The sequence below is a fragment of the Novosphingobium sp. BL-A-41-Hi4B-X5A genome, from assembly GCF_055521705.1.
Window position 1 is genome coordinate 510,165 of the sequence record NZ_JBVFVT010000002.1, and the last position, 25,620, is coordinate 535,784.

The window sequence follows — 25,620 nt, forward strand, 5'->3', positions numbered from 1 at the left end:
AGGATGCCCATGATCCGCACTGCCCTTATCGTCGCGTTGGCCGCTGCCGCACTCCCCGCCTCGGCCATCGCTGCAGAACCGACCAAGCCGGAAGCCACCGCTCCTGCGGCCAAACCCAAGTACACCACCGCCGAAACTGATATCGGCACCTTGCTGGATGACCCTGCCGCCAAGGCGATCATCGACAAGTACATCCCCGGCATGACCAGCAACGAGCAGATCGAAATGGCCCGCTCGATGACGCTGAAGGCCATCCAGACCTATGCACCCGACGATGTGACCGACGCGCGCCTCGCGCAGATCGATGCCGATCTTGCCAAGCTGAAGTAAACCTCTCGCTGACATTCGCAGGATAGAAAGAAGGGCCGCGATCACCCCGATCGCGGCCCTTTCCTGTGTTTTCCTGAGCAGCTTCAGGCGGCCATGCCATAAGGTGCATCGACCGGCGCTTCAGCGGGATACTCCGCAGGACCGCCGTAGTCGTAGGCTGCATTCAGCGTGGCGATGAACACCGGATCGTTCAGCGGATCGCTCGGCGTCTCGATCTCGATCCCGCGCGAACGGACGTCCTTGATCAGCATGTCGATTGCCTGTTCGTGGGTCAGGTTGTCGCTGCCGTCCATATTCTTCTTGAGCTCGGCATAATCGCTGAACACTTCGGCCGACCAGTGGACGAGGAAGCGCAGGTCATCGGTGTGATAGCGTTCGATCACCCGATCGCCGGTCTTGACCAGCCAGCCATCGCGGTCGGCGGCGTCGCCGGTGAACACGCTGTCGAAGCCGAGGTTTTCAGGACGACGGCGCTCCACCGGGCCGTTCGCCTCGCCGCGATGCACCAGCATCTCGTTCTGCACGACGACGGCGCGGTTGTAGATCGGCGATTGCACGCGCGCCGGCTTGTTCAGCGGGCCGTTCGGCCAGTAAGTAAAGCCGCTGGAAGGATCGTGGCTGAACCAGGTGATGACCTGCGCCATCTTGATCAAGTAGTCCTGGAACAGGCCCGACCGGCCCATGATCGAACACAGCCAGGTGGGTGAATTTTCGTGCCTCACGCCACGGAAGCTCGGGGAATCGAGGTGGCCGGGGTCGGTGTTGCCGCAAGGCCCGTTGACGTTGAACAGCATCATCTGCGGCTTGGCATACTGTGCTCCCCAGTATGACTTAGCCTGGTTCAGGAACGCCTCGTTGTAGAACACGTCGTGCAGTTCGGGGTAAAGCGGGGTCGAATAGTTCGCGAGATAGCCCCGGAACGTCGGCGTCAGGAACATGTCGAGCGTGGGAGTGAAGCCTTCGGGAAAGCCGCCGGCAAACGTCGCGATCAGCGATTCCACCGTGGGAAAGTGTTGTGCGATGATCAGCTTCCACGGCCCCTCATCGTGCACAACGTCGAGCATCAGGCGCTTCTGCTCCTCCGTGAACGGGTTGCTGATCTCGCGCGGGGGCGAGGCGGGCTTGAGTATGTCAGAAAGATACTTCCTGCGGGCTTCATCGAGCATCGCTGTCTCCTGTCTGGGATTCGCGCCTTCACGGCTTTCACGCCGGAAGTTATAAAGTGATAACTTTTTTGGCAAGCAACTTCGCGCGAACTTCGCTATGGACAGGCGATGGACGGAACATCTGATCTGCAGGCGCGCGTAGAAGGCGGCGTGATGACCAAGGGCCGGCGCACCACAAACCGCATTCTTGACGCGGCCGAAGAGCTGTTCGCCCAGAACGGCCATGGCGCCACCTCACTGCGCGACATTGCCGCCAAGGTCGGCCTCCAGCAGCCCGCCCTTTACAAGCACTTCGCCGGCAAGGACGATCTCTACCGCCAGGTCTACGAGCGCGCCCTCAAGCCGATGACCGATCTGATGGACGAAGTGCTGGCGCGCCCCGAAGCCGACTTCGCCGACCTGACAGACCACATGACCGACCTCCTGGCGCAACATCCCAATATCGCCCGGCTGCTGATCCGCGCGGCAATCTCGTCGGACAGCGAACCCGATACCATCGGACTGGACTGGCTGGCGCGGATGGTCAGCTATGGCCGGAGAATGAACGAGAAGGCGGGCCTGCCGTCATCGGACGACAGTCTGGCGGTGCAGATCGTGGCGATCTTCAACATGCTGTTCGGCTTCTTCTGGGCATCACCGCTGATCGAAAGCCTGTCAGGCATGAAGGCCACCGACGCTCCCGCCATGGCGATCCAGAAGGGCCTGCTGCGCGGCTTCGTGGGCAGCCTTTCGGGAACCAGCCAACAGCGGCCGGATCAGCCAGAAACGGTATAACCACCGTCCACCGCCAGCGTCTGTCCGGTAATCCAGCTGGCAGCCGGACTGGCAAGAAAGGCGATGGCCTGCGCAATGTCGTCCGGCGCGCCCAACCGGCCAAGCGGGGTGCGGGCGAGCGTCGGCGCGGTCCATGCTTCCTGCGCAAAAGTGCCGGCCGTCATGCCGCTACGGGTCAACCCCGCCGCCACCGCATTGGCGCGCACGCCGCACGGGCCCCAGTGCGCGGCCATGGTCCGGGTCAGGCCGATTAGCCCGGTCTTGGCAGCTCCGTATCCCGGCACGATCGGAATGCCGAAGAAGCTGCTCATCGACGCAATGCCGATGACCGATCCGCCGCCCGGGATCGCACTTTGCGCCAGCAGGTCCACCGTCCGCCGCGCCATGCGAAACGCACCGTTGAGCAGCATCGCCACCGCGCGGTCGAAAACGTCGGGCTCCCACTCATCAAGGCCGAGCGAGGGCAGGGCGATCCCGGCGTTGTTCACCAGCACGTCGAGGCGGGGGAGGGCCGCTGCAACGGCATCGATCTGCGCCTTGTTCTCGATATCGAGCGAGAGATAGCGATAGCCGGAAAGGTCCGCGTCATACTCGCTGGCGCTGCCGCGCGTACCGGTGATCGTCACTTGCGCCCCGGCATCGCGGAACAGTGCAGCGGCGGCCGCGCCGATCCCGCTGGTGCCGCCGGTCACCAGCACATGCGCGCCGGAGAAATCGTGCTTCGGCCCCATCATCACACCGCCTCCACATCAACCCAACGCCGTTCGGCGTGAGATAGCCGCGCAGCATCGAGGATCGCCTGATTGGCCGCGGCATCGCAGAAATCGCCGGCCCGGTCGGGCAACGGCGGCTCGGCGCCGGCGATCTTCGCGCCGATCTGTGCGAATAGTTTCGCATAGGGCGCGACGTCGAAGCCCTGGCTGTGCCAGCGGTCCATCTCGGTCTGGACGAGGTCGCTGATCGGGAAAGGCGCAGGCGCTGGGTTGGCAAGTTCCGGCGGCATCTCGATCATGCGCGCCCCTGCTGCGTCCTGCACCCAGACCTGCTCGGGATCGCCGAACGCCGCGCCTGACTGGATCCAAGCCGCGCCCTTGCTGCCCGCAACCTTCGTAGACATCACGAACGGCCCGGGAAAGCACAGCGCCGCTTCAAGCAGCCCCATGCAACCCGAAGCGGTACGGAACTGCAGCGTATAGTAATCGTCCGAAGTCTGCGTCGGCCTTCCGGGGGAAAGCTTGCGCAGCACCGTGCTCACCGCCACGATCTCGCCCACGGTGACCCGCGCCTGATCGATCATGTGCGTGCCGAACGCGCCAAGGAAGCCGCCGCCCTGTCCCGCGTCGAGCCACCAGTCGGCAAGCGGCTCGTTAGGGTCACCACCGGGCTGCTGGTAGATACGATGGAACATCAGCGGCTCACCGATGGCACCCGATTGCACCACGCGGGTCAGCAGCGCTTGCGCGGAATCGAAGCGGAACTCCGCGCCGAGGGCGTGGACGACGCCTGCCGCCTCTGCCGCTGTCAGCATCTCGCGCGCCTGCGCCAGATCGCGGGCGAAGGGCTTCTCGCACATCACCGCACGCCCTGCCGCGATGGCCTGCATGACCGGAGCGTAATGCGCATGCGGCGGCGTAGCGACGGTGACGAGGCGGATGGCCGGATTGTCCGCGAGCACTTGCGCCAAATCGTTGGCAGCCAGCGGAATGCCAAGCGGCGCGGCGCGGGTGCGGGTCTTCTCCAGATCGCGGCCGACGATGGCGCGCACCTCGAACCCAGCATCGCGCAGGGCGCGGACATGGGTGAACAGGCCAAAGCCGGTGCCGACCACCACGGCGCCGAGGGGTGTCTCGCTCATGCTGCAGTCCTCGCTGTGGCCAGAAGGGAATGGGTCGATCGCGCCCAATCGCGGGCGATCTCGGCCAAGGGCATCGTGTCCTGCCGAGTGTTGAACACTTCGACTCCGGCTGGCGCGGTGCAGCCGATGGCATCGAGCGTGCGGACAAGGCCAATCACGTCAAGTTCGCCCTCGCCGGGCAGGAGGCGGGCGGTCATCAGTTCGGACCAGAGGTCGGCCGAAGCATGTGCCGGGGCATCGCACAACTGCACCGCGTGGATGCGCTCGGCAGGAACCTCGGCCAGTTCCTCAAGCGTCGATCCGCTGCGGAAGAAATGCCACGCGTCAAGCGTGATTCCGCCGTTGCCACAGCCCGCCGCCTCGACCACGCGCAGGGCCTCGCCCAGCGAACGGATGCCGCCGACGGGGAGAAACTCGATCTGCGCCTTCAGACCGTGGTCTGCCGCCATCGTGCATAACCGGGCGAAACCTTCGGCCGCCTCATCCAGCGAAGCGGGCTCGACCGACAGATCGATGGCCGAGACCGACTGCGCCCCCACGCGCGCCGCCGTGGCAATGATCGGCTCAGGCGTCAGCTGGCGCAGGAACACGGTCAGGCCCCCCACCTGCTCGGTCCGCGTCTGGTGCTCCATCCAGCAGGCCGTGCAGTCCATTTCGGTGATGATCAGCCCTGCATCGGCAATCCGGCCAGCGATTTCAGCCGCGCTCATGCCTTGCGCTTCGAGCGCCCAGACGTCGCCCGGCTGGATCGAAATGCCGTGAAATCCTGCCGCCGCAAAGGGGGCCAGCCGTTCGAGCAAGGGAAAGCGCGAAACCGGTGGCGAGGAGAGCACGAGGTCTGCGGTTGTCAGCGCGCGCGTCATCGCCATCAGTCCACGAACTGTCCGGTGGCGATCGCGGTCTGCGGATCGAGCGCGCCCAGTCCCTTGGCCTCCAGCACCGCCAGCGGCAGGCGCCACAGCGCGACCGGCGCGGTCACCTCGGTCAGCACGAAGCGCAGGCCCCAGATGCCGCGTTCGTGGCCATAGCTGTCGATCCAGTTGCCACCGATGCCAAGGTCACGTTCTGCGATCACCACGCGCACGCGGCCATCGGGTTCGGCCTTGTGGCGATAGTTGCTGATCCAGCCGTTGCCGTCCTCGAAGGTGTCGAGGTTTTCTTGCCACACGTTGCACAGCTGGAAGTTCCAGTACTCGCACGGCGGCGGCGTGAATTCGAGGACGAGCGCCTCGTCCAGCCCCTTCTCCCACCCGCCGAACGCCACGTGTCTGTCGGGCACGCCGCCATTGGAGAGGTACTGCGCGCGGCTGTAATCGAGGCGGTTGAGCCTGTCCGAGAAATTGCCCTGCGTGCCCTCCCACCAGTTGCGCACCAGTTCGGCATAGCCAAGCACCGCCTGCGCGGTCCACGCGAGATTGTCGGCAATCAGCGCAGGGTTGACCGGCTCGGGCGGGGCATTGTCGGTGCGCGATATAGTCATTACCGGCGCGCGCTCGCTGCTGCGGTCCGACCACACGAGGCGGATCAGGATGCAGTTGGTTTCGGGCGCTAGACGCAGCCAGTTGCGACCCTCCCCCGGATCGTTCTGCGAAAGCACGACCTCGAAAGAGCCGTCGTCCTCGAACCGGATCTGGCGCGAATGGAGGAAGCCGGTGGTCTTGAGGTTGGACGGATCGAACCGTTCGAGACCGGCGACGCCCTGCGCCGCCCAATCCTGCGCGCCCGGCAAATCCGGCGCGGGGCAGGTGCACAGCGCCATCACGAAGTAGGGGATCGTTCCGCGCGTGCCGGTGATCACGTAGTCGCGCGCTTCGTCGAACTGGCACATCAGGTGGTCCTGATCGACGGTCTGCACGTTGATCGATTGCCGCCACACCATGTCGCGCAGGCGGGGGCGGGTCGGCTCGGCATTCTCGATCAGGCGCTCCATGCTGGAACGCGCCAGCCGGCTCATGAAGCGGTACCATTCGGCGCGGTCGAGATCGGATAGCGGGCTGGCGAAGCTTTCGATATGGCGACCGGCGACCTTGAGCGTATCGCAGAAGTCGTCCCAGGCCCGGCCGGAGATCAGGCGCTGTCGCGCGGTTTCGGCGGGGTCCATGTCAGTTCTCCTGCTTTACTGCAAAGCGCTGATAGTAAAAGGAAAAGCGCTCGCGCAGCGCAGCCGTGTCCATGGCGAACACCCCCTCCAGATCGTAGACGACCTTACCGTGGGCATGGCGGGGGTTCTCGGCGAGATAGCCCAGCAGCCGGGCCTCGGTCTCGGGCGAGAGGTCTAGCCCGGCGAGGCGGTAGATGCGCCGGGCGGTGCCTTCCTGATCGGCCATGTATTCATGGAACAGCACGTCTAGCGACTGGTCCGGACCGAAGGCGTCACGCTGGGCCACGCACTCGCGCAGCAGCTTCTCGATCCGGCCGGCCCAGAGTGCGGCCAGCGTAGGCGGGTCGATGCGGCTCCTGCGGGTGCGGTCCGAATAGCCGAGCATGGTGGTCAGCGAGCGCAGCACATCAACCGGGTCACGGTGGGTCACCACCATTGTCGCATCGGGAAACACCGCCTTGATCGCGGCAAGGTTTTCCATGTGCTGTGGCGATTTGAGGAGCCAGCGCCGCTTGCCGCGTTCGCCCCTTTGCCAGGCGAGAACCTGCAGCACCTTCTTCTCGTAGGCGTACGACACGGTGCGGTCGTGTGCGAGGTAGTGGTCGGTCCAGTCGGGCAGGCGGGCGGAGAATTCCCAGTTGTAGCAGTTCATGTCCATGAACAGCAGTTCGTTGTCTTCGTGGATGTCGTGCGGCGCCATCTCGTGCATTGCGGCCATGTGCGGCACCAGCGCGCCGAACGCCCCCCAATACGCGGTTGAGCGGGCAATGCGCGGGTCTTCTTCGCCGGGGGTAAGCGGTGCGGCCGGTACCGGCTCCTCCGATTCCCACAGCGTCAACGAATTGAGCCGGTCATCGCGCGACAGCCAATTGACCAGATGCGTTGTGCCCGAACGCGGCAGGCCGGCAATGAAGATCGGGCGCTCCACCGGCATGTCGAGGATCTCGGGATGACGCTTGACCAGATCCTCGATCCGCAGCCGGTTGGCCATGGCCCGCACGGCCTGGCCTAATACGAACACCTGCCCGCCGCGGGTAAGGCCGGCGTCGGCATAAAGCGCATCGAGGATCACCCCGAGCCGCTGGCGAAAGCCGGTATCCTCGCCGAAATCCTCAAGCCCGGTTGCGGCGCAGGCGCGGGCCAGCACCTCATCGGCGCTCATCGGACAGGGGAAGTCGGGCGGGCCCGCGCGCCACGCGGCAAGCTCGGGCGTCACCACCGGATCGGCCATGTCGTCGATGTGGATCAGGGGAGCGGCCACGGTCACAGTCCTTCGCCGAAAGTGAGGACGACCTTGGCCGCGCGGGCCGGATCAGCGGCCATCTCCAGCGCCTCCTGAAAATGGGAAAAGTCGTAGGCGTGGCTGACCAGCGCAGACAGATCGCGTCCGCCTTCGGCCAGCATGGCAATCGTCTCGCCGAACTCGGCCGCGCGGGAATCGGCGATCGAGCCGCTCAGCGAAAGCTCGTTGGCCATGACGCGCCACAGGTCGAGCGCGAGCGGCTTGTGGTGCAGGGCGATCACGCAGATCCGTGCCCGGTACTTGGCGACCGAAACCACCTCGGCCAGCGCTGCTGCCGAACCTGCACAATCGACGAAGACATCGGTGCCGACAAACGGCGCGCCAAAGCGTTCGCCTGCGCCATGGAAGCGCCCCAGCGCATCGGGCAGGCTTTTCTCGGCAACGTTGATGGCCAGCCCGGCGCCCAAGGCGCGAGCCCGCTCCAGCCGCTCGGGCACGCGGTCGAAAATGGCGATGTCCCGCGCGCCCAGATGCTGCGCCATGACCAGCGTGCACAAGCCGATGGGACCGGCTCCAAGGATCGCGATCCTGTCCGACGCGCAGGCATTGGTGACGCGCAAGCCATGCAGGCCGACCGACAGCGGCTCGGCCAGCGAGGCGTGGGCAAACGACAATCCGTCAGGCAACGCAAACAGCGTCTCGCCGATCTCCGCGCCTTGGACGCGCATGAACGGCGCCATCGCGCCGTCGGGCCCGCCGCCGCCGATATAAGCGCGGTCCGGATTGATCGCGACGCGCATTCCCGGGGAAACACCGCGTACCCCGCCGCCCACGGCCAGGACCGTGCCAGCGCATTCGTGGCCGATCGGCAGCGGTGCTTTCAGCGGCTCCACCCCGCCCAGCCCGCCCTGCGCGATATAGCCAAGATCGCTGCCGCAGATGCCGCAGGCGCCGATCCTGACCAGTGCCTCGCCGGGCCCAGGGGCAGGAACCGTGATCTCGTCGAGCCGCACATCGCGCGGCCCGTGGACCCGGGCGGCAAGCATCGTTTCGGGTGATCCTGCTGGCGCGTTCATTGGCCGTTCCTCTCCCTCCTGCCGGCTTGCGTCACCGGTCTGGCATCGTGCCAAGCGCGCTCAGAGCATTTCGGCCACACGCGCCTTCTGCATGCCGCGGACCACCTGGCCCGGCCGCAGTGCGGTTGGCTGGTCATCGCGACGGATGACTTGTCCGCTGACGACGGTGGCGCGGTATCCGCTCGCCGTCTGGTCAAGCCTGCGCCCGCCGCCCGGCAGATCGTGGCGCACCACCGGTGCGTGAAGCGTCAGCCGGTCGATGTCGATCACGTTGAGATCGGCCTTGTAGCCGATGCGCAGCAGGCCGCGGTCTTCGAGGCCGACGACGCGAGCCGGGCGCGACGACAGCATCTTCACTGCCTCGGCCAGGCTCATGCGTTCGCCGTCGCGATCGCGCACCCACCAGGTCAGCATGAAGGTCGGGTAGCTGGCATCGCAGATCGCCGAATAGTGCGCACCGCCATCGCCAAGGCCGGTCACGGTATCCTCGCGCCGCATCAGGCCGAGCAGGGCATCGAGCCTGCCTTCGTGGAAGTTGCCCAGCGTATTGAGGATCATGCCGGTGCCGTCGCGCTCCATCAGCACGTCATAGGCAACTTCCTCGGGCGTGCGCCCCTGCGCGCGGGCCAGGGCGCCGATGCTGTTGCTAACCGATGGTTCGTACTGCGGGGGATCACCGAACGGGAACATCCAGTCCCAGATGCGGGTGAGCATGGCCAGCGGGTGGCCCTCCTGCGGCATCTCGCCGATCAGTTGCGCCCGGAATGCCGGATCGCGCAGGCGCGGCAGCTGCTGTTCGAGCGGCAGGTTGGCGAGCGGCTGGTACGAAGGGCACAGGCAGAACGGATGGGTCGACAGCGCCCAGCCCGAAACCATGCCGATCGGACGCGGCAGGACCTGTGGCCATATCTCGAGCCCTTCGGCGCGCGCCTGTTCAACCAGATGGAGGGCATCCTCCCAGTTTGGGCGGCCGTGGTTGACGAGGCCCAGCGTGAACGTCGACGGGCGGCCCGAGGCGCGGGTGACGGCAATGAGCCGTCCCATTTCGCTCTCCCACGTTTCGAACGGGGCATCGAGCACGGCCTGGAACACGCCGGTGCCGGCATCGGCCAGGGCCTCGGTGATCGCGATGAGTTCGTGCGTATCGGCGCCGAAGGTCGGGATCAGGTCGCCCGCCTTGGTGCGGTGGATATTGAGCCGTGACGTGGCAAAGCCGATGGCCCCAGCGTCCATCGCCTCGCGTGCGATGGCGCGCATCCGGGCAAGGTCATCTTCCGTTGCAGCTTCGCGCGCGATGGCCCGTTCGCCCATGACCCACACGCGCAAGGGGCTGTGTGGCAGGAGGCAGGCCACGTCGATATCGCGCGGCCGGCGGGCAAGCGCGTCGAGGTATTCGGGGAAGGTTTCCCAGTCCCACGGCAGGCCCTCGGCCATGACCACGTCGGGAATGTCCTCGACGCCCTCCATCAGGCGGATCAGCGCTTCGTGATCGGATTGGCGACACGGCGCAAAGCCGACGCCGCAATTGCCCAGGACCGCCGTGGTCACGCCATGCGCTGAACTGGGCGACAGCGTATCGGACCAGATCGCCTGTCCGTCATAATGGGTGTGGATGTCGACAAAGCCGGGGGTGACGATGCAGCCGGTGGCATCGATGGTTTCCCTGGCGCTGCCGGAGAACGCACCACCAACGTGGATGATCTCGTCGCCGCGCACGGCAACGTCGCCGACGAAGGTCTCGCTGCCTGACCCATCGACGATCAACCCGCCACGAATCAGCAGATCAGCCTGCGTGATCATCCTTTGTCTCCCATGTTTTGAGGCAAGGGTATCGACCGATCGGGTATCTTGCAAGTCATATGCGTCATTACCAATGGCAATAAACATTGCCATATCGCCAAAAAAAGCCGCTTATTGCCATTCCTGCGTATCAAAATGCGATATCTATTACGCATCTTTGATAATCATCAATTTCCGTCCTCTCGCTTCCTGCCACTCTGCACCAGTCAGCAGCAGCGGGACGAGGAGAGCAGGAAATGGATATCGCGGGCCTCGCCTACAGCGTCGTCAAAGCGACAAGCTTGCCCGCGTGGTCGCGTTTCGGCGAGGACTTCGCTGGCTTTTCCGCGCATGATTTGCCCGGCGGCCTCGCTCTGCGCATGGACGAACGTGCCGGGCGGATCTTTGTCGAGAAAGGGCAGGCTGACTGCTACTTTGCCAGCGGTTGGGAATTGCGCACGCGCCGCCAGTTCGATGCCGCGCTTACGGAACTCGCCGCCAAGGGCATCGCGATAACCGCATCCACGCCTGCAGAACGCGCTCTGCGGCACGTCGCCGAGATGGCGTGGTTCCGCGATCCTGCAGGCAATCGCCATGAAATTTGCTGCGGGGCAATCTCCGATTTCTCCCGCTTCGTTTCCCCGCAGGCGGTGCGCGGCTTTGTGACCGGCGATCTCGGCTTCGGCCACGTAGTGCTGCCTGCGCCCCAGATCGATGCAACCCGCGACTTCATGATCGACGTGCTCGGCTTCGGCGTGTCGGACTTCATGGTCCACCGCCCGCTCGGCCCCGATGGGCCTGCCATGCGCATAGACTTCATGCACTGCGCCAACCCCCGCCACCACAGCCTTGCCCTGTTCGAAGGCGAAGTACCAGCGGGCTGCGTGCACATGATGGTCGAAGTTCCCGATCTCGACGAAGTAGGCCGCGCGCATGACCGCATGCTGAAATCTGGCGCGCGCCTGATGGCCACGCTCGGCAAGCACACCAACGATTGCATGACCAGCTTCTACGTGGCCACTCCGGGAGGGTTCGCGCTCGAATACGGGTTCGGCGGACTGCAGCTTGATTGGGAAGCCCACAGCGAGTTCGAATTCACCCAGGTCAGCCTATGGGGCCACGATTTCAGCGTCGGCTTTGGGGCGGACGAGCAGGCGCAGCTGGCAGCAGCGGCCTGAAAGACAGAACGAGGAGACGGACAATGATCCTTGCTCAACCAGCGTTGACCATGCCGACCGAAGCGGAGCTTGTCGCCCGCGCCGAGGCGATGATCCCGGCCTTGCGCACCCGCGCCGAAGAGGCTGACCGCCTTTGCCGCCTGCCCACCGAGACGATTCGCGATTTTCAGGATGCCGGCTTCTTCAAGATCCTCCAGCCGCGCCGCTATGGCGGCTACGAGCTGGACCCTCAGACCTTCTATGCGGTGCAGATGAAAGTGGCGGAAGGCTGCATGTCCTCGGCCTGGGTGCTCGGCGTCGTCGCGGTGCACAACTGGCAACTCGCCCTGTTCGATGCCCGCGCGCAAGAGGACGTCTGGGGTTCCGACCCGACCAAGCTGATCTCTTCCTCCTACATGCCTAAAGGCAAGGCAACGCCGGTCGAAGGTGGCTATCGCGTCACCGGGCACTGGGGATTTTCCAGCGGCGTGGACCATTGCGAATGGGCGTTCCTCGGTGGCCAACTGATCGATCCCGAAACCGGCAAGCCCGATTTCGTCACCTTCCTGATCCCGCGCAAGGATTTCACCGTGCTGCCGGTGTGGGACACCATCGGCCTCGGCGCGACTGGCAGCCATGACGTGACGGTGAAGGACGTCTACGTGCCTGCCTACCGCGTCCACCGCTCCAAGGACGGCTTCGCGGTGACCAGCCCCGGCCTCAAGGTCAACGATGCGCCGCTGTTCAAGCTGCCATTCGGCCAGGTCTTCGTCCGCGCCGTTTCCTCGTCCTCGATCGGCGCGCTGCAGGGCGCGCTGGATATCTATCGCGACGCAGGGGCCAAGCGCGTTTCGCACAACGATGCTTCCAGCGCGGCACAGGACCCGGCAACGCAGGAGCTGATCGCCGAGACCGCCGCCGCAATCGACGAGATGAAAGCGACGCTGAACCGCAACTTCGACCACCTCAACGCCTGCGCCCGCACCGGGCAGGCAGCCGAAGTCGAGACGCGGCTGACCTTCCGTTACCAGTCGGCGCAGGTCTCGGGCCGCTGCGCTGACCTCATCAGCCGCATCTTCCATGCCTCGGGCGCGGAAGGGATCTTCCGCGGAAGACCTATCGCCCGGATCTTCTGCGATATCCATGCCGGCCGCACCCATGTCGCCAACAACCCGGCCAAGGTCGGCCGCAATTTCGGCAACGTCCTGCTTGGCGCGCCCAACGCCGACAGCTTCATCTGAGAAGGACCGATCCCATGGCAACCACGGCAGACTACGGGCTTGGCCCAAATGCCTTTCCGCGCGGCTGGTTCATGATCGCCGTTGCAGCGGACGTTTCGTCCACCCCTCAAGCGGTGCATTTCTTCGGCAAGGAAATGGTGCTCTATCGCGGCAAAGGCAGCGGCCGGCCGATCCTGCTCGACGCCTTCTGCCCGCACATGCGGGTGCACATCGCGAAGAACACCACGTCGTACATCGTGCGCGACGGGATGCAGGTGGAGGGCGATTCGATCCGCTGCCCGGCGCACGGCTGGCGCTACAACTCCAAGGGGCAGTGCGACGACATCCCCTATTCCACGCACGGCATCCCCAAGTCCGCATGCCTCAAATCGTACACCGTGGAGGAGCGCGCCGGCTGCATCTTCATGTGGCACGACATGGAAGGCGGCGCGCCGGACTTCGATCTGCCTGCGCTGTCAGAGTGGGATCGCACGGGCGAGGGCTGGGTGCGCTGGACACCCGATCACTTGGGCACCCTGCCGATCCACCCGCAGGAAATCCTAGACAACATGTCAGACATTGCGCACTTCGCGCCGGTCCACGGCAGCACCGGCACGGTCTATTTCGAGAATGTCTATGACGGTCCGATCATGCGCCAACGCTTCGGTTCGGGCCACCGCACGCTGGTCGACAGCGAAGCGCTGCTCGAGACGGACACCTGGTACACCGGCCCCGGCATCCTGCTGTGCCGGATGGAGGGCAAGCACCCCTCGCTGATGATGATCTGCAACACGCCGGTCAAGGATGGCGAGGTGCGTGTGTGGTTCGCGGTCATGGCCAAGACCGCCGACAACCACCAGCCAACCTGCGAGGAAGCGGCCATCGCCCGTGCCTACCACGAATCCGGGCTCGCCGCCTTCGCCCAGGACTTCGAACTATGGCAGCACAAGGAACCGGCGATCAGCGTGTTGCAGATCCCCGATGATGGCCCGTTCCACAAGGGCCGCATCTGGTACCGTCAGTTCTTCCACCCACGTGCTCGGGCCGCCGAATTTCAAGCGCGGGTCAACGGTTCGCACGTGACGCTTCGTGGCAAGGGCGAGGTGATGCAGGTGGCTTGATTTCAGGAAAAAGTATGCCGTTGGCCTGAAGCTTGTCGCCAAGCCCGCGGTGTCATCCCGGTGGAACGCTGGAATGCCCGGCGGAAGCTGTTGGGGTGGGCAAAGCCACAGGCCTCGGCCACCGCCTTGACCGGCTGGCCGCTACCACCAAGCAAATCCTTCGCCTGTTCCATTCGAGTAGTCTCGAGATAGTCCGCGACGGTCCGTCCGGTAAGGGCGTGAAACTGCCGCTGCAGATGGCGCGGGCTGATGCCGCAGAGCCTGGCAAGCTCTGCCAGAGACGGCACCGGTCCCCGCGCAGACAGACGCTGGCGGATGCGGCGGAATTGCCACGGAGCAAGGCGGCCCGAGACCGAGGGTGCGCTGTCCCGCAGGATGACGCGCTCGGTTTCGATCGCGATCAGATCAACGAGGGACGACACCGCCCGCAGCGAGGGTTCCGTCTGTTCGAGTTCGCGCTTTAACAGCCCGAACAGGCTGCGCATGGTCTCGCTCGACAAGGCGAGCATGCCTTGCAGAAAGGCAAGGTCTGGATCAGATCGAAGTGATTTGAAACGCTGAGTTTCCTCCGCTGTGAACACGCAGCGCACCACGCGTATGAGCCCCGCCTCGGCCCGCCCGGTGACCAGCACGCCGGGCCAGCGCACGAATAGCGTGCCCATGAAGCAGTGGCGCTCGTCGTCCAGTTCGGGCAGGCACGCCGATGCGTCGGCTGAAGTCGGCGGGATCGACATCTCGACCATCAGCGCCTCTTCGCGCCGTGTGAAATCGAGCATGCCCGGCCAGCGCCACTCCACGATCTCCGCCCGGCCCAGCGGAGTCTCAACCTGCGCGAGGACCTTCGGCGTATCGTCCGTCATGCTGATAAGGCTTTCACGTGTTGGATGTTTCCCCGGGGAAACATTTCGGGAACACCACGTCAGCTGATGTAGCGCGCTCTGTACGATGCGAAGGCCTCGCGCACGTCGGCCTCGTTCAGGCCGAAGCGTTCGAGCGAGTAATCGTGCATCGGGCGCTGTTCGCGCTTGTTACCGGCCATGAACTCGGTCAGCGCCGCCTCGATCTTGTCGTCGAGCGGCACGCCGATGTGGGCGAGGACGCGCTGCGCCTGCTTGAGCGGCTCCCGGGCCACCTCGCGGTAGTCAATGTCGATGAAGCGGTCCTCGCCAATGCGGGCGCGGGCCTCCTCGAAACGGTGCATCCATTCGGCAAGACGGGGAAACCAGAATGCGCCCACCGCCTCGTCGGAATGGACCGAGTTCAGCTTGTAGAGCGCGGCCTCCATGCTGACGTAGCTGGGCACGACTTCCAGCGGATCGCGGTGGGTCATCACCAGCACCGCCTTGGGAAAGGCATTGGCGATCACCTCGGTATAGGGCAGGTTCTGCGGGCTTTTCAGAATCCATTTCTTGCCGCGTCGCGTCGGGTCCTGCCACTGCAGGTACTTGAGGATCGTCTTGAGATCCTCGTAGCCCTTGGCCTGGTCATAGCCGTTGAGCCACTTGGCGAACGAAGGGATGAAGGTCATCGCCTCGACCATGGTGGTGATGAACAGCTGGCCGAGGATGATGATCTCCTCGTCCGGCGCATCGGGATCGAGCGGGTGGATCGAGGCGAGTTCGGGCGAGAGGCTGAGCCAGCCCTCGATCATCGCCTCGGCATAGGCGCGGCGAGCCTTGGGATTGCCGGGTTCGTCGCCGGGGAGCGGAGCGTAGTTCTGCGCCTCGTACCAGCGGATCGCGGTCATGCCCGGCGCGCTGGCCAGCAGGCGGTGGAAGATCGTGCTGCCGGTGCGCGGCAGGCCGAGGATGATCGCGGCGACTTCGACCTCCTCGTCAAGGATTTCGGGGTGGCGCTTGATGTCCTCGACCATCCGCAACCGGCAGGCGAGGCCCTTGAGGATCGATTCGGTCTGCCCGGCAAACCCTGCCTCGGTCAGCTTGCCCTCGGCATTGGCGGCGGCGATGTAGTGGTCCATCGGTTCGAAGAACCAGGTGTCGCCGAAGTCCGACAGTCCAGTACGTTCGCGCGCGGCAGCAAGCAGGGTTTCGCGGTCGAACACCGGGGCGGAGCGGGTGGCGGCAGTTGCCATGTCGATCTGACCTCTCACAGGAACCAATTTGCGCCATGCGTAATAGATGGCGCTATTCGTTTCGCAATCCTTGATGTTTTGTCATCATGGTCCTGATAATGCAAACACAAATCAGAATGCGACCACCGCTCGCAACGACTCCCCGCGCCGCATCAGATCAAAGCCCTCGTTGACCTCGCGCATCGGCAGGCGGTGGGTGACGAGATCGGCCAGGTTGAGGCGACCGGCGGCAAAATGATCGAGCAGTCCGGGCAGCTGGCTGCGCCCCTTGAGGTTGCCCATGAACGACCCTTGCACCCGCCGCCCGAGCTGCAGCTGGAAGGGGATCAATTCCATCGCCTGGCCATCCGGCGGCACGCCGAGGACGACGGTGCAGCCCCAGCCGATGCGAGTGGATTCGAACGCCTGACCCATCAGCTTGACGTTGCCGGCGCATTCGAAGGCGTAGTCGACACCGCCTCCGGTCAGCGTCTGGATCGCGGCGACAGGGTCGCTCTCACGCGCATCAATGAAGTCGGTGAGGCCGAAGCGCTGGCCCTGTTCGTGGCGCAAGAGGTTGATATCGACGCCGATGATACGCGAGGCTCCGGCAAGACGCGCGCCTTGCACCACGTTAAGGCCGATGCCGCCGAGCCCGAACACGGCGACGGTCGCGCCGCTTTCGACGTGCGCGGTGTTGATCACCGCGCCGACCCCTGTGGCTACGCAGCATCCGGCCGTGCAAGCGAGGTGGAAGGGCACATCCTGGCGGATTACCGCAACGTTGCGCTCAGCCGTGACGATGAACTGGGCGAGGCTGCCCACGCCCGAGTAGGCCGAGACCGGCTTGCCGTTGAGAGAGAATGGGCTGGGCTGGAGGGCGATGTCGCCGAGGAAGGCTTCGCACAGGTTGGTCTTGCCCGACCTGCAGTTGCCGCATGTGCCGCATTCACCGATGCCGACCGGGATCACATGGTCGCCGACCTTGACCGAGGTGACCTCGGCGCCGACTTCACGGACGATCCCTGCGCCTTCATGGCCGACGACGACCGGGAAGGGGTAGGGCGCGGCCTTGCCTTCGATCTGGCTGAGGTCGGTGTGGCACAGCCCGCTTGCCCTGATCTCGATCAGCACGTCGCCGGGGCCGGGCGGCGAGAGATCGAGCAGTTCCTCGACCAGCGGGGCGCCGGGTGCGTGGCAGACCATTGCTCTGGTTTTCATGGGATCAGACCTTCTGAAGGATGAGGTCGGCAGCTTTTTCGGCAATCATCGCCACCGGAATTGCTGTGTTGCCGCCGGGCAGGTGCGGCATGATCGAGGCATCGACCACGCGCAGCGACTGTATGCCGTGGACGCGCAAGGCTTCGTCCACGACCGCCATCGGATCGGAGCCCATGCGCGCGGTGCTGGTCGAATGGTAATCGGCCTCGGCATGGGCGCGAATATAGGTGTCGATTTCCTCGTCTGACTGGATTTGCGCGCCGGGGGCGAGTTCCTCACCCCGCATCTCGTCGAACGCGCTCTGGGCGAACACGCGGCGGGCGATGCGCACGCCTTCGCGCATGACGCGGCGGTCGTTCTCAGTGGCGTTATAGTTCTGATCGATCACCGGCGGGGCATCGGGATCGGCACTGGCGAGCATGACGCGCCCTCGCGATTTCGGGCGCGCCACATTGATATGGGCGTAGAACCCGTGCATCGGCACCATCTTGCGCCCATTCTGGCCGAACAGGGCGGAAACGAGCAACATCTTGATGTCGGGCTCGTCAAGCGCTGGATCGGAACGGACCATGCAGGCGACCGACATGCCGGGATCGGCCAGCGGGCCGGTGCGCAAGGCGAGGTACTGCGCCATCGCCAGCGCGCCGCGCAACGGGTTGAGAAAGCGCAGCATCGACCACGGTTTGGTTGAGCGATATTTCACATGCGCGGCGAGGTGGTCCTGCAGGCCCTGGCCGACGCCGGGAAGATCGCGGACCAGCGCGATGCCGTGTTCGGCAAGGTGCGCGGCGGGGCCGATGCCGGACAGCATCAGCAATTGCGGCGTGTTGATCGCGCCTGCCGAGAGGATGACTTCGCGCGTGGCGGTGGCAAGCGTGTCTTTGCCGTCGCGGCGGAATACCACGCCGGTGGCCCGGGTGCCGTCGAAGACCACACGACGGGTCTGGGCATTGGTGAGGACAGTCAGGTTTGACCGCCTTCTCACCGGCCGCAGGTAGGCCGCTGAAGCGCTGGAGCGGCGGCCCTTGCCGACGGTGAGGTCGACCGCGCCGAAACCGTCACGTGTTTCGCCGTTGAGATCATTGGTGAGCGGGTAGCCGGCTTGCGCTCCCGCCTTGAGGAACGCCTGGGCGAAAGGATGGTCCTGCCTTGCGCGGGTGACCTGGATCGGGCCGTCGATCCCGTGCCATTCGTCCTGCACCGGGCCGAAGCTTTCAAGCTTGCGAAAATAGGGCAGCACATCGGCAAATGACCAGCCGCGATTGCCGGCCTGCGCCCAGCGATCATAGTCCGAGTGGAAGCCGCGATCGTAAGCCATGCCGTTGATGGAGGAGCCGCCGCCCAGCACCTTGCCCCGCGGCAGGTAGAGCACGCGGCCATCGAGATGGGCTTGCGGTGCCGACATGTAGCGCCAGGCGTGGGCGCCTGACATCATGATCGGAAGCAATCCTCCAGGCGCAGCAATCAGAGGACTGCTGTCCTTGCCCCCCGCTTCCATGAGGGCGACACGGCACTGTGGATCTGCGGAAAGACGGTTGGCAAGGATGCATCCCGCGACGCCGCCACCAACGATCACGAAGTCGAAATCAAGCCTGTCCATATTCTCACGATCACCAGTGAAATTGTCGTGTTGCATCGTGCCGCTGATGCAGCATGGCGGCAACATGGGCCGTCTGGGATGATGACGTTGATGGCGTGAAGGGTGCGTTCTGTCGCCCTCGGTTTGCTCGCAGGGCTTGGGTTTGCGTGCTCTTGCAGTCTAGCCAGAAGGGGAGAGGAGACCGCTCGATGCGAGTCATAGCCAACCATTCACTCTGCCAGGGCCACGCTCGCTGCGAGGATCTGTGCCCCGAGGTTTTCGCAACCGATGCCGTGGAGGGCAAGGTGGTAATCTTGGTGGAGACAGTGCCTGCCGCGTTGGAGGACAAGGCGCGCCTTGCCGTGCGCAATTGCCCCGAAGGCGCGCTGCGTGTTGCGAAGTCCGCTGCTGCGGAAGGTGCAGCATGACCCTGCTGTTCCAGCCCTCGCCGCCCGATCACGTGCCGGCAGCGCGCATGGTCGACTTCGACATGTTCCACATTCCCGAGGGCGTTTCCGACCCTGCCGAAATCTGGCACGATCTGGTTCGGCGCGGCGTTCCGGAGATTTTCTACACCCCGCACAACGGCGGGCATTGGGTGTTCCTGCGCTACGAGGATATCGTTGAGGCCTATCGCGACCACTCGATCTTTTCGACCTACCAGACCCCGGTTCCGCCGATCGAGCCGTTCCCGGTAGTTCAGCCGCAGGGTGTCGATCCGCCGGCGCACAACGTGTTCCGCCGCCTGCTCGCCCCAATGTTCACGCCGACGGCAGTGCGGGGGATGATCGACGAGCTGGAGCGGCGCGCAGCGGTGCTGATCGACGGCTTTGCCGAGCGGGGCGCTTGCGACTTCATCTTGGACTTTGCCGAGCGTTATCCGACCGGAACTTTCCTCTACCTGTTTGGTCTGCCCGAAGAACGGCTGGACGAATTTCTGGCACTCGCCAACACGTTCTTCCGCAGCACCGATCCGGCCGCGCGGGCGCTGAACATTGGTGAGATCTATGCGGTGCTTGACCAACTGTTCCGCGAGAAGGAGCGAAATCCGGGCAACGACATCGCCACGCAGATCGTGATGGCGCGGGACGAGAACGGCGCGCAGCACAGCTGGGAGGATATCCTCAACTGCGGGTTCCTTCTGTTCGTGGCCGGACTGGATACAGTGACCAACACCATGGCCTATATCTGGCGCTATCTGGCCACGACGCCGGCAGCGCAGAAACACTTCCGCGACCGGCTGGACGATCCCGATGGTTTCCTGCGCGGAATCGAGGAGCTGATGCGGATCAACGCGGTTTCGAACCTGTTTCGCCGCGTGACGCACGATTGCGAATATCGTGGGTTGCAGTTTCGCCGCAATGACCGCGTGGTCCTGCCCAACACAGTGGCCAACCGCGATCCGCGCGTGTTCAAGGCGCCGCAAGTGATCGACCTCGACCGCGAAGTGAACGTGCACCTGACGTTCGGCGTTGGGCCGCACCGCTGCATCGGATCGGTGCTGGCCAAGCGCGAGGTGATGGTTTCGCTGCAGCAGTGGCTGCGGCGGATTCCGGAATTTTCGCTGGCGAACGAACAGCCTGCGGGTTCTGTCTTCGGCGGGTCGGTGATGGGCTTTACCGCACTGCGGCTGCAATGGGAGGTGGCGGCGGAACCTGCCGCCGCCTGACCTCTCGGCTGGCAGGATCAGAGTTCTACCACCGACAGGATGTGGCTCTGCTTGTCGGGGAAAACGTAGTCGAATTCGAGGTAGATGTTTTCGCCGAGCTGGCCTGCGCACATCAGGTCGGTCTCGACGAAGACCTGTACCCCGGCTGCGCCATAGGCGTAGCGCGTGGCCTTGCCGAAGACCGGTGACGCATCCAGACGAGCGTCGACGGCATCGTCGCCACGGCGGGCGCGGTTCATGCCGATGTTCAGGCGGCCCCTGAAGGAAGGATCGTTCGCGTTCAGATCCTGCAGGGTCAGAACCATGTTCTCCAGTTCTTCAAGCGATTCCACGAGAAAGCCGAAGTGGAAGCTCGCCTCGAAATCCTGAGCCATCATCGCGCGGTAAGCTTTTACCGCATCGTGTTCGTCATCGGTGCCGACGCGAAGGGCGGCGTGGATGGCGGCGATCAGCTGCTGCTGGGGCTCAGGAAGACAAGAAAGATAGACGATGCCATCGCCGCGCGCGAAGTGATTCCCCGAGACGACGAAGCGGTAGAAGTTGCCGCCGGGAAGCGGGAGAACCTGCGTTTCCTTCAGCCCTGCGATCTGTAGCAGGCGCGCGGCGAGCGGGCCGTCTTCCGGGGCGCCGTAATGCAGGGCGAGGTGGCCCATCGACAGGGCACCATCGGAGATAACGGCTGTGGCAGATTCGGGTGCAGTGGTTGCCATTTCGGCCTATCCTCTCGTCGAAGCTGCGCCGTCTTGCCTGACGAGGCAGTGTGTTTGGGCAGATCCTATCAAGGGTCCAGCCAGACCGCAACCGTTGTGAGTATACACTAACACTGAAATGCGCATTGTTTTACACGAAAGGCTCCGCATGATGCCCGTCACGTGAGTGGATGAATAACGTTTGCGCATGACAGAGTAGTAGCAAGCTTGTGCGATCAAAGATAAGCGTTAGGCATGATGCATCTTGCGCTCGATCATATCACGGTCATCGATACGACGCCGGTCCAACTTGCGCAGGCTGCGCGCGCCGCGGGCTGCGATGGCATGTGCCTGTTCATGGAACCGATGGACGTTTTGCCATTGATGCCCAAGTTTGACCTCTATGCCGATCGCGCCGCTCGTGCAGAACTACGCGGAGTGATGGACGATCTCGGCGTCGCGCTTGATCTGGCCTATCCGTTCACGCTGGCCGGCAGGACTGAGATCGCCGGCTTCATCCCGGCGATGGAATGCGCGGCTGAACTGGGGGCCGGGCTGATCAATGCCCTTCTATATGACCGCGAGCCCGCGCGACGCCTGGCAAAATTCGGAGAGTTCTGCGATCTGGCTGGCAGTTTCGGTCTGAACGTCGCGGTGGAGTTCTACCCACCGAGCCAGGTCGGCTCGCTGGCGGCGGCGCTGGAACTGGTCACGCAGATCGGGAGGCCGGGCAGGGTCGGCGTCAATGCTGACCTGCTGCATCTGATGCGGTCAGGTGGATCGCTTGCTGAACTGCGGAATGCTCCGCGGGAATATGTGCTTTACGGGCAGGTTGCGGATGGTCCGGCAACAGCGGTCCACGATGCCGAGTTCGAGGCTTCGTCGGAGCGCATGCTCTGCGGCGAAGGGGACTTTGACGTGGCGGGGTTTTTGCGGGCGCTGCCGGAAGAGTGCCCGGTGAGCGTCGAGATCCCGCGCAATCAGGCCGTTGGCAGCGAGACTACTGCAATGCGCGCGCGACGCGCCGTGGACAGCGCGCGCGCGGCGATGGCGTAAGTCAGGCTTCGCGCAGAGCGGTCAGCTCCTCTGCCGACAGGGTCAGGGCATCGGCCTTGGCGCTGTCTGCAATCTGCTCGGGCGACGAGCCGCCGAAGATGGCGACCGTCTGGTTGGGCTGGCTCAGCAAGTAGGACAACGCGATCTCGTTGATCGAGACGCCGTGCCTGGCCGCGAGCGACTGCACTACGGCGAGGCGGCGCTCGTTTGCGGGGTTGGCATAGCGCGCGGCGAGCTGCTCGCTGACCGAGCCGGAAGCGAGCTTGGTGAAGTACCCGCCCGATTGCGCGGCATAGGCAATGATGGGCAGCCCGGCGGCGTGAAGGCCTTCGTACTCGCCTTCGTAGTAATGCTGGTAGCCTTGCTGCGCGGCTGCGACGGCATCGGGCACGGCGAGGCCCCAGAACGTCTCCGAGGCAACGAAACCTTCCTTGCCGATGGACGCGGCATAGGCGTTGGCAGCGGTGATGCGGTCAGCGGCCCAGTTGGAGGCGGCGAAGTGGCGGATGCGGCCTGCCTCGCGATGGGCGATCAGCGCATCGATGATCGGTTCGACCGGGCTTTCCGGGTTGTCCATGTGCAGGAAATAGAGGTCGATCGTGTCGACGCCGAGGTGGTCGAGGCTCTGCATCAGATCGGCCGCAATGTCTTCCGGCGTCACGCGGTTGCGGTAGTCGCCCACGCGCATGTCGAAGAAGCCGCCCTTCGTGGCGATGACGAAATCCTGGCGCTTCTGTGTCTTGAGCCATGCGCCGACCGCACGCTCGCTCGCGCCGATGGGCGCGTCCGGCATCCAGTCCCCATACGAGCGGGCGGTGTCGATGAAGTTGCCGCCAAGGCCTGCAAAGGTATCGAGGATCGCATTCGATTTATCTTGGTCGAGCATCCACCCGAGCATGTTCGTGCCATAGCACAGGCGGCTGACGGTGAGGTCGGTGTTATTGAGGGTGACCTTTTTGAGCATTGTACGCTTCCTTGGAAATGTAAGTGCTGACTTATAACAATCTGCGCGGAAGGGAAGCGCTTGGGCGAAGTTTCCCGAAGCGCTTGCCTACCTAGCCTCTTACGGCGCGGCGCCCGGCTTGACGCCCGAAGAACGTGCAGTCGGCAAGGCTTAGGCCTGAGGAATAGCCATGGCCCCAAGCCGGCAAGCCCGAAGTGCAGCGGCCTGCCGCGTAAAGGCCCGGAATCTGGGTGCCGGAGCGGCCCAGCACTTCGCCGTCGGCCGAAGTCTTGAGGCCGCCCAGTGTGAAGAAGCTGAAATAGCTCGTCTGGAAATTGCATTCGAGCGCGACGAAGGGCGACTGGTCGAGGGCTTTGAGGATCGGGGGCTGCTTGTCGAACAGGGGATCGGCCCCGGCCCGGGCATGTTCGTTGTAGAAGTGCATGGTTGCCGAAAGCGTGCCTGCGGGCATTTCGAGTTCGGCTTCGACTTCCTCCCAGGTTTCGCCGGTGCCGGCAATGGTGATGCCGGCAAGGTCGAGCGGTTGGGTGAAGTGCGCAGAGTCAAGCAGCAGGTAGACCTTGCCGCCCGGCTGGTCGACCGCGCAGCGGCTGACGCGGCCGTGGTAGCAGTCTTCATTGATGAAGCGCTGCCCGGCGACGTTGACGAAGACGCCGTGGGCCTGTTCGGCCGGGATCGTCCACGGGCAGGTGGTGAAGAACTGATCCATGTGAATCGCATCGCCCCCGACCGAGACGCCGAGTTCGATGCCGATGCCATCGTCCTTGTCGCCGATCGGGCTGTTCACGCGGAAGCTCTCGGGGCAGTATTTGCGGCGCATTGCCTCGTTGAAGACGAAGCCGCCGGTGGCAAGGACGACGCCCTTGTGGGCGCGGACGAAGCGATCCTTGTTGTCGATGCGCACGACCGCGCCCGCCACGCGGGTGTCGTCGACGATGAGCGCGACGGCGCGGGCATCGACGTGGATCTCGGCGCCAAGGTCGCGGGCGCGTGTCTCGAGGATGTCGACCAGCGGGCGACCGCCGCCCCAGCCCATGTGCTGGATCACGTGGCCGCGCGGGGCGGGCTTTGCGTGTCGGTAGAACGGCGCGGCGGCCTCGCTACCCGACCAGATCAGGGTGGAATCGTCGGTCGGTTCGATCACCTTGCCGGGCAGGTAGTTGCCGCGGTAGGGCACGCCCTGATCCTTGAGCCACTGGTAATGGGCCAGCGCCTCGCGGCCATAGATCTCGCACTTGGCCTCATCGACGCAGGGGCCGCCGGCAAGCTTGAGGTAGGCGGTGAAGTCTTCGACCGTATCGTCGAACCCTGCGGCCTTCTGTGCATCGGTACCGCCGCCGACGTAGATCTCGCCACCGGAGAGCGCCGAGGCACCGCCGCTGCCGGAACTGCGTTCGAACAGCAGGACCTCTGCACCCGCAACGCGGGCCTCGATCGCGGCGCAAGCCCCGGTTGCGCCGAACCCGATCACGGCGACGTCCGTCTCGAAATCCCACTTTTCGACCTGCGTAATCGGCAAAGGTCGATACTGCGAATATCCTGTCATTCCGGCCTTCCGCTCCCATGCCCGTGCGCGGATCTGGAGTGTCCGCTGCCTGTGGCTGTCATTTGAACGCCCGCTTGACGTTATTCGCGTCAATCTGGGCCGCATTCGTAATTTAAGATTGCATTGGATACGCAAATCGTCAATTGAAAAGGCAATCGCCTTTGGATATTGGCGATTTCGAATCTGCTGCGGTGCAACTTTCGGCACCTGCGGCATGGGATGGGAGAGCAGCCGCGGTGCAGGGCACTGATCACATTGACTTGGGCGGCCAGGTGGCGATCGTCACCGGGGGCACACGCGGGCTGGGGCGGCAGATTGCGCAAGCCCTGCTGCGCGCCGGGGCTGCGGTGACAGTGTGCGGCCGAACCGAGCCTGACGATCTGCCCGAAGGCCTGACGTTCCGGGCGACTGACATCCGCGATCCCGAACAGGCGCAGGCACTGGTCGATGGCGTGGTGGAACGCCATGGGCGGCTGGACATCCTCGTCAATAACGCCGGTGGTTCACCGCAAGCCCCCGCCACGGCGAGCCCGCGCTTCTTCGACTCCATCGTGAAGCTGAACCTGCATTCGGCGATGTACATGTCGCAATATGCCTATGCCCACATGGTGAAGGCCGGGGCTGGCAGCATCGTCAACATCGCCAGCGTATCGGGCATACGGCCCTCCCCCATGACGGCGGCCTATGGCGCGGCCAAGGCCGGGTTGCTGAGCCTGACGCAGAGCCTTGCGCAGGAATGGGGCCCTGACGGGGTGCGCGTGAACGCGATCATCGTCGGCCTTATGCAGACCGAGACTTCGGAGGAAACCTATGGCGATGAGGCGGCGCAGGCCGCTGTCGCCAAGTCACTGCCGCTGCAGCGCATGGGCACCGGCAAAGACATCGCCGGTGCCGTGCTGTGGCTGAGCTCCAGCCTTGCCTCGTGGGTGAGCGGCGCACGCATCAATGTCGATGGCGGGGGTGAGCGGCCCTACTTCCTCGACCTCGTGAAAGGATAAACGGC

Annotated in this window: 24 protein-coding genes; 9 read left to right on the forward strand and 15 right to left on the reverse strand. The window is 64.5% G+C overall.

The window, feature by feature from the left end:
* Positions 1-9: 9 nt before the first annotated feature.
* On the forward strand, positions 10-330 hold the full coding sequence (locus ACZ1JY_RS18030; RefSeq protein WP_465130999.1) for a hypothetical protein: 321 nt from the start codon (positions 10-12) through the stop codon (positions 328-330).
* An 83-nt stretch (positions 331-413) separates the two neighbouring features.
* Here the strand turns inward: ACZ1JY_RS18030 and ACZ1JY_RS18035 are convergent, their stop codons facing one another.
* Positions 414-1,496 carry a hypothetical protein gene (locus tag ACZ1JY_RS18035; protein ID WP_465131000.1) on the reverse strand — a complete coding sequence of 361 codons (1,083 nt, stop codon included), beginning with the start codon at positions 1,494-1,496 and terminating at the stop codon, positions 414-416.
* Between the two features lie 108 nt (positions 1,497-1,604).
* Between ACZ1JY_RS18035 and ACZ1JY_RS18040 the strand changes: the two genes are divergently transcribed.
* Entirely contained in the window at positions 1,605-2,270 is a 666-nt protein-coding gene (locus tag ACZ1JY_RS18040) for a TetR/AcrR family transcriptional regulator (protein ID WP_465131001.1), read from the forward strand.
* On the opposite strand, the gene ACZ1JY_RS18045 is transcribed toward ACZ1JY_RS18040, so the two are convergent.
* From ACZ1JY_RS18045 to ACZ1JY_RS18075, 7 genes are read right to left on the reverse strand one after another with little or no spacing between them, the layout of a single operon-like run.
* The gene (locus tag ACZ1JY_RS18045; protein ID WP_465131002.1) at positions 2,252-3,004 is read right to left on the reverse strand and encodes an SDR family NAD(P)-dependent oxidoreductase; all 753 of its coding nucleotides are present in this window, start codon (positions 3,002-3,004) and stop codon (positions 2,252-2,254) included. The two genes, ACZ1JY_RS18040 and ACZ1JY_RS18045, sit on opposite strands and share 19 nt — an antisense overlap.
* Positions 3,004-4,125: a Gfo/Idh/MocA family protein gene (locus ACZ1JY_RS18050; protein ID WP_465131003.1), complete on the reverse strand. Its 1,122-nt coding sequence runs from the start codon at positions 4,123-4,125 to the stop codon at positions 3,004-3,006. The genes ACZ1JY_RS18045 and ACZ1JY_RS18050 overlap by 1 nt, the downstream gene beginning before the upstream one ends.
* Complete coding sequence (locus ACZ1JY_RS18055; protein ID WP_465131004.1) at positions 4,122-4,994, reverse strand: sugar phosphate isomerase/epimerase family protein; 873 nt, start codon at positions 4,992-4,994, stop codon at positions 4,122-4,124. The genes ACZ1JY_RS18050 and ACZ1JY_RS18055 overlap by 4 nt, the downstream gene beginning before the upstream one ends.
* Positions 4,994-6,226 carry a DUF1214 domain-containing protein gene (locus tag ACZ1JY_RS18060; RefSeq protein ID WP_465131005.1) on the reverse strand — a complete coding sequence of 411 codons (1,233 nt, stop codon included), beginning with the start codon at positions 6,224-6,226 and terminating at the stop codon, positions 4,994-4,996. Before ACZ1JY_RS18060 ends, ACZ1JY_RS18055 begins: the two co-directional genes overlap by 1 nt.
* Position 6,227: 1 nt before the next feature.
* Entirely contained in the window at positions 6,228-7,487 is a 1,260-nt protein-coding gene (locus tag ACZ1JY_RS18065; RefSeq protein WP_465131006.1) for a sulfotransferase family protein, read from the reverse strand.
* A gap of 2 nt (positions 7,488-7,489) precedes the next feature.
* Positions 7,490-8,545: a zinc-dependent alcohol dehydrogenase gene (locus ACZ1JY_RS18070; protein WP_465131007.1), complete on the reverse strand. Its 1,056-nt coding sequence runs from the start codon at positions 8,543-8,545 to the stop codon at positions 7,490-7,492.
* Between the two features lie 60 nt (positions 8,546-8,605).
* Positions 8,606-10,345, reverse strand: coding sequence for an N-acyl-D-amino-acid deacylase family protein (locus ACZ1JY_RS18075; RefSeq protein WP_465131008.1), 1,740 nt, complete (start codon positions 10,343-10,345; stop codon positions 8,606-8,608).
* Between the two features lie 236 nt (positions 10,346-10,581).
* Between ACZ1JY_RS18075 and ACZ1JY_RS18080 the strand changes: the two genes are divergently transcribed.
* From ACZ1JY_RS18080 to ACZ1JY_RS18090, 3 genes are read left to right on the forward strand one after another with little or no spacing between them, the layout of a single operon-like run.
* Complete coding sequence (locus ACZ1JY_RS18080) at positions 10,582-11,502, forward strand: VOC family protein (RefSeq protein WP_465131009.1); 921 nt, start codon at positions 10,582-10,584, stop codon at positions 11,500-11,502.
* A 23-nt stretch (positions 11,503-11,525) separates the two neighbouring features.
* A complete protein-coding gene (locus ACZ1JY_RS18085) occupies positions 11,526-12,722 on the forward strand; it encodes a flavin-dependent monooxygenase (protein WP_465131010.1) in 1,197 nt (398 codons plus the stop codon).
* Positions 12,723-12,736: 14 nt separating this feature from the next.
* Entirely contained in the window at positions 12,737-13,822 is a 1,086-nt protein-coding gene (locus ACZ1JY_RS18090) for a Rieske 2Fe-2S domain-containing protein (RefSeq protein ID WP_465131011.1), read from the forward strand.
* Between the two features lie 2 nt (positions 13,823-13,824).
* Here ACZ1JY_RS18090 and ACZ1JY_RS18095 read toward each other — a convergent pair whose 3' ends face one another.
* The 4 genes from ACZ1JY_RS18095 to ACZ1JY_RS18110 form a co-directional block, all read right to left on the reverse strand.
* Positions 13,825-14,682, reverse strand: coding sequence for a helix-turn-helix domain-containing protein (locus ACZ1JY_RS18095; protein ID WP_465131012.1), 858 nt, complete (start codon positions 14,680-14,682; stop codon positions 13,825-13,827).
* Positions 14,683-14,741: 59 nt separating this feature from the next.
* Positions 14,742-15,914: a sulfotransferase family protein gene (locus tag ACZ1JY_RS18100; protein WP_465131013.1), complete on the reverse strand. Its 1,173-nt coding sequence runs from the start codon at positions 15,912-15,914 to the stop codon at positions 14,742-14,744.
* Between the two features lie 111 nt (positions 15,915-16,025).
* A complete protein-coding gene (locus ACZ1JY_RS18105; RefSeq protein ID WP_465131014.1) occupies positions 16,026-17,114 on the reverse strand; it encodes an alcohol dehydrogenase catalytic domain-containing protein in 1,089 nt (362 codons plus the stop codon).
* 4 nt (positions 17,115-17,118) lie between these two features.
* Complete coding sequence (locus ACZ1JY_RS18110; RefSeq protein WP_465131564.1) at positions 17,119-18,714, reverse strand: GMC family oxidoreductase; 1,596 nt, start codon at positions 18,712-18,714, stop codon at positions 17,119-17,121.
* Positions 18,715-18,902: 188 nt separating this feature from the next.
* Between ACZ1JY_RS18110 and ACZ1JY_RS18115 the strand changes: the two genes are divergently transcribed.
* Positions 18,903-19,121 (forward strand): ferredoxin, encoded by a 219-nt coding sequence (locus ACZ1JY_RS18115; RefSeq protein ID WP_118075380.1) that lies wholly within the window; start codon positions 18,903-18,905, stop codon positions 19,119-19,121.
* On the forward strand, positions 19,118-20,362 hold the full coding sequence (locus ACZ1JY_RS18120; protein WP_465131015.1) for a cytochrome P450: 1,245 nt from the start codon (positions 19,118-19,120) through the stop codon (positions 20,360-20,362). Before ACZ1JY_RS18115 ends, ACZ1JY_RS18120 begins: the two co-directional genes overlap by 4 nt.
* A 17-nt stretch (positions 20,363-20,379) precedes the next feature.
* Here ACZ1JY_RS18120 and ACZ1JY_RS18125 read toward each other — a convergent pair whose 3' ends face one another.
* Positions 20,380-21,072 carry a hypothetical protein gene (locus ACZ1JY_RS18125; protein ID WP_465131016.1) on the reverse strand — a complete coding sequence of 231 codons (693 nt, stop codon included), beginning with the start codon at positions 21,070-21,072 and terminating at the stop codon, positions 20,380-20,382.
* Positions 21,073-21,306: 234 nt separating this feature from the next.
* On the opposite strand from ACZ1JY_RS18125, the gene ACZ1JY_RS18130 reads away from it, so the two are divergent.
* On the forward strand, positions 21,307-22,107 hold the full coding sequence (locus tag ACZ1JY_RS18130; protein WP_465131017.1) for a sugar phosphate isomerase/epimerase family protein: 801 nt from the start codon (positions 21,307-21,309) through the stop codon (positions 22,105-22,107).
* Position 22,108: 1 nt separating this feature from the next.
* Here ACZ1JY_RS18130 and ACZ1JY_RS18135 read toward each other — a convergent pair whose 3' ends face one another.
* Positions 22,109-23,071: an aldo/keto reductase gene (locus tag ACZ1JY_RS18135; RefSeq protein ID WP_465131018.1), complete on the reverse strand. Its 963-nt coding sequence runs from the start codon at positions 23,069-23,071 to the stop codon at positions 22,109-22,111.
* 91 nt (positions 23,072-23,162) lie between these two features.
* Positions 23,163-24,617 carry an FAD-dependent oxidoreductase gene (locus ACZ1JY_RS18140; RefSeq protein ID WP_465131019.1) on the reverse strand — a complete coding sequence of 485 codons (1,455 nt, stop codon included), beginning with the start codon at positions 24,615-24,617 and terminating at the stop codon, positions 23,163-23,165.
* Positions 24,618-24,853: 236 nt separating this feature from the next.
* Here ACZ1JY_RS18140 and ACZ1JY_RS18145 point away from each other — a divergent pair, with 236 nt between their 5' ends.
* On the forward strand, positions 24,854-25,615 hold the full coding sequence (locus ACZ1JY_RS18145; protein ID WP_465131020.1) for an SDR family oxidoreductase: 762 nt from the start codon (positions 24,854-24,856) through the stop codon (positions 25,613-25,615).
* Positions 25,616-25,620: the final 5 nt, after the last annotated feature.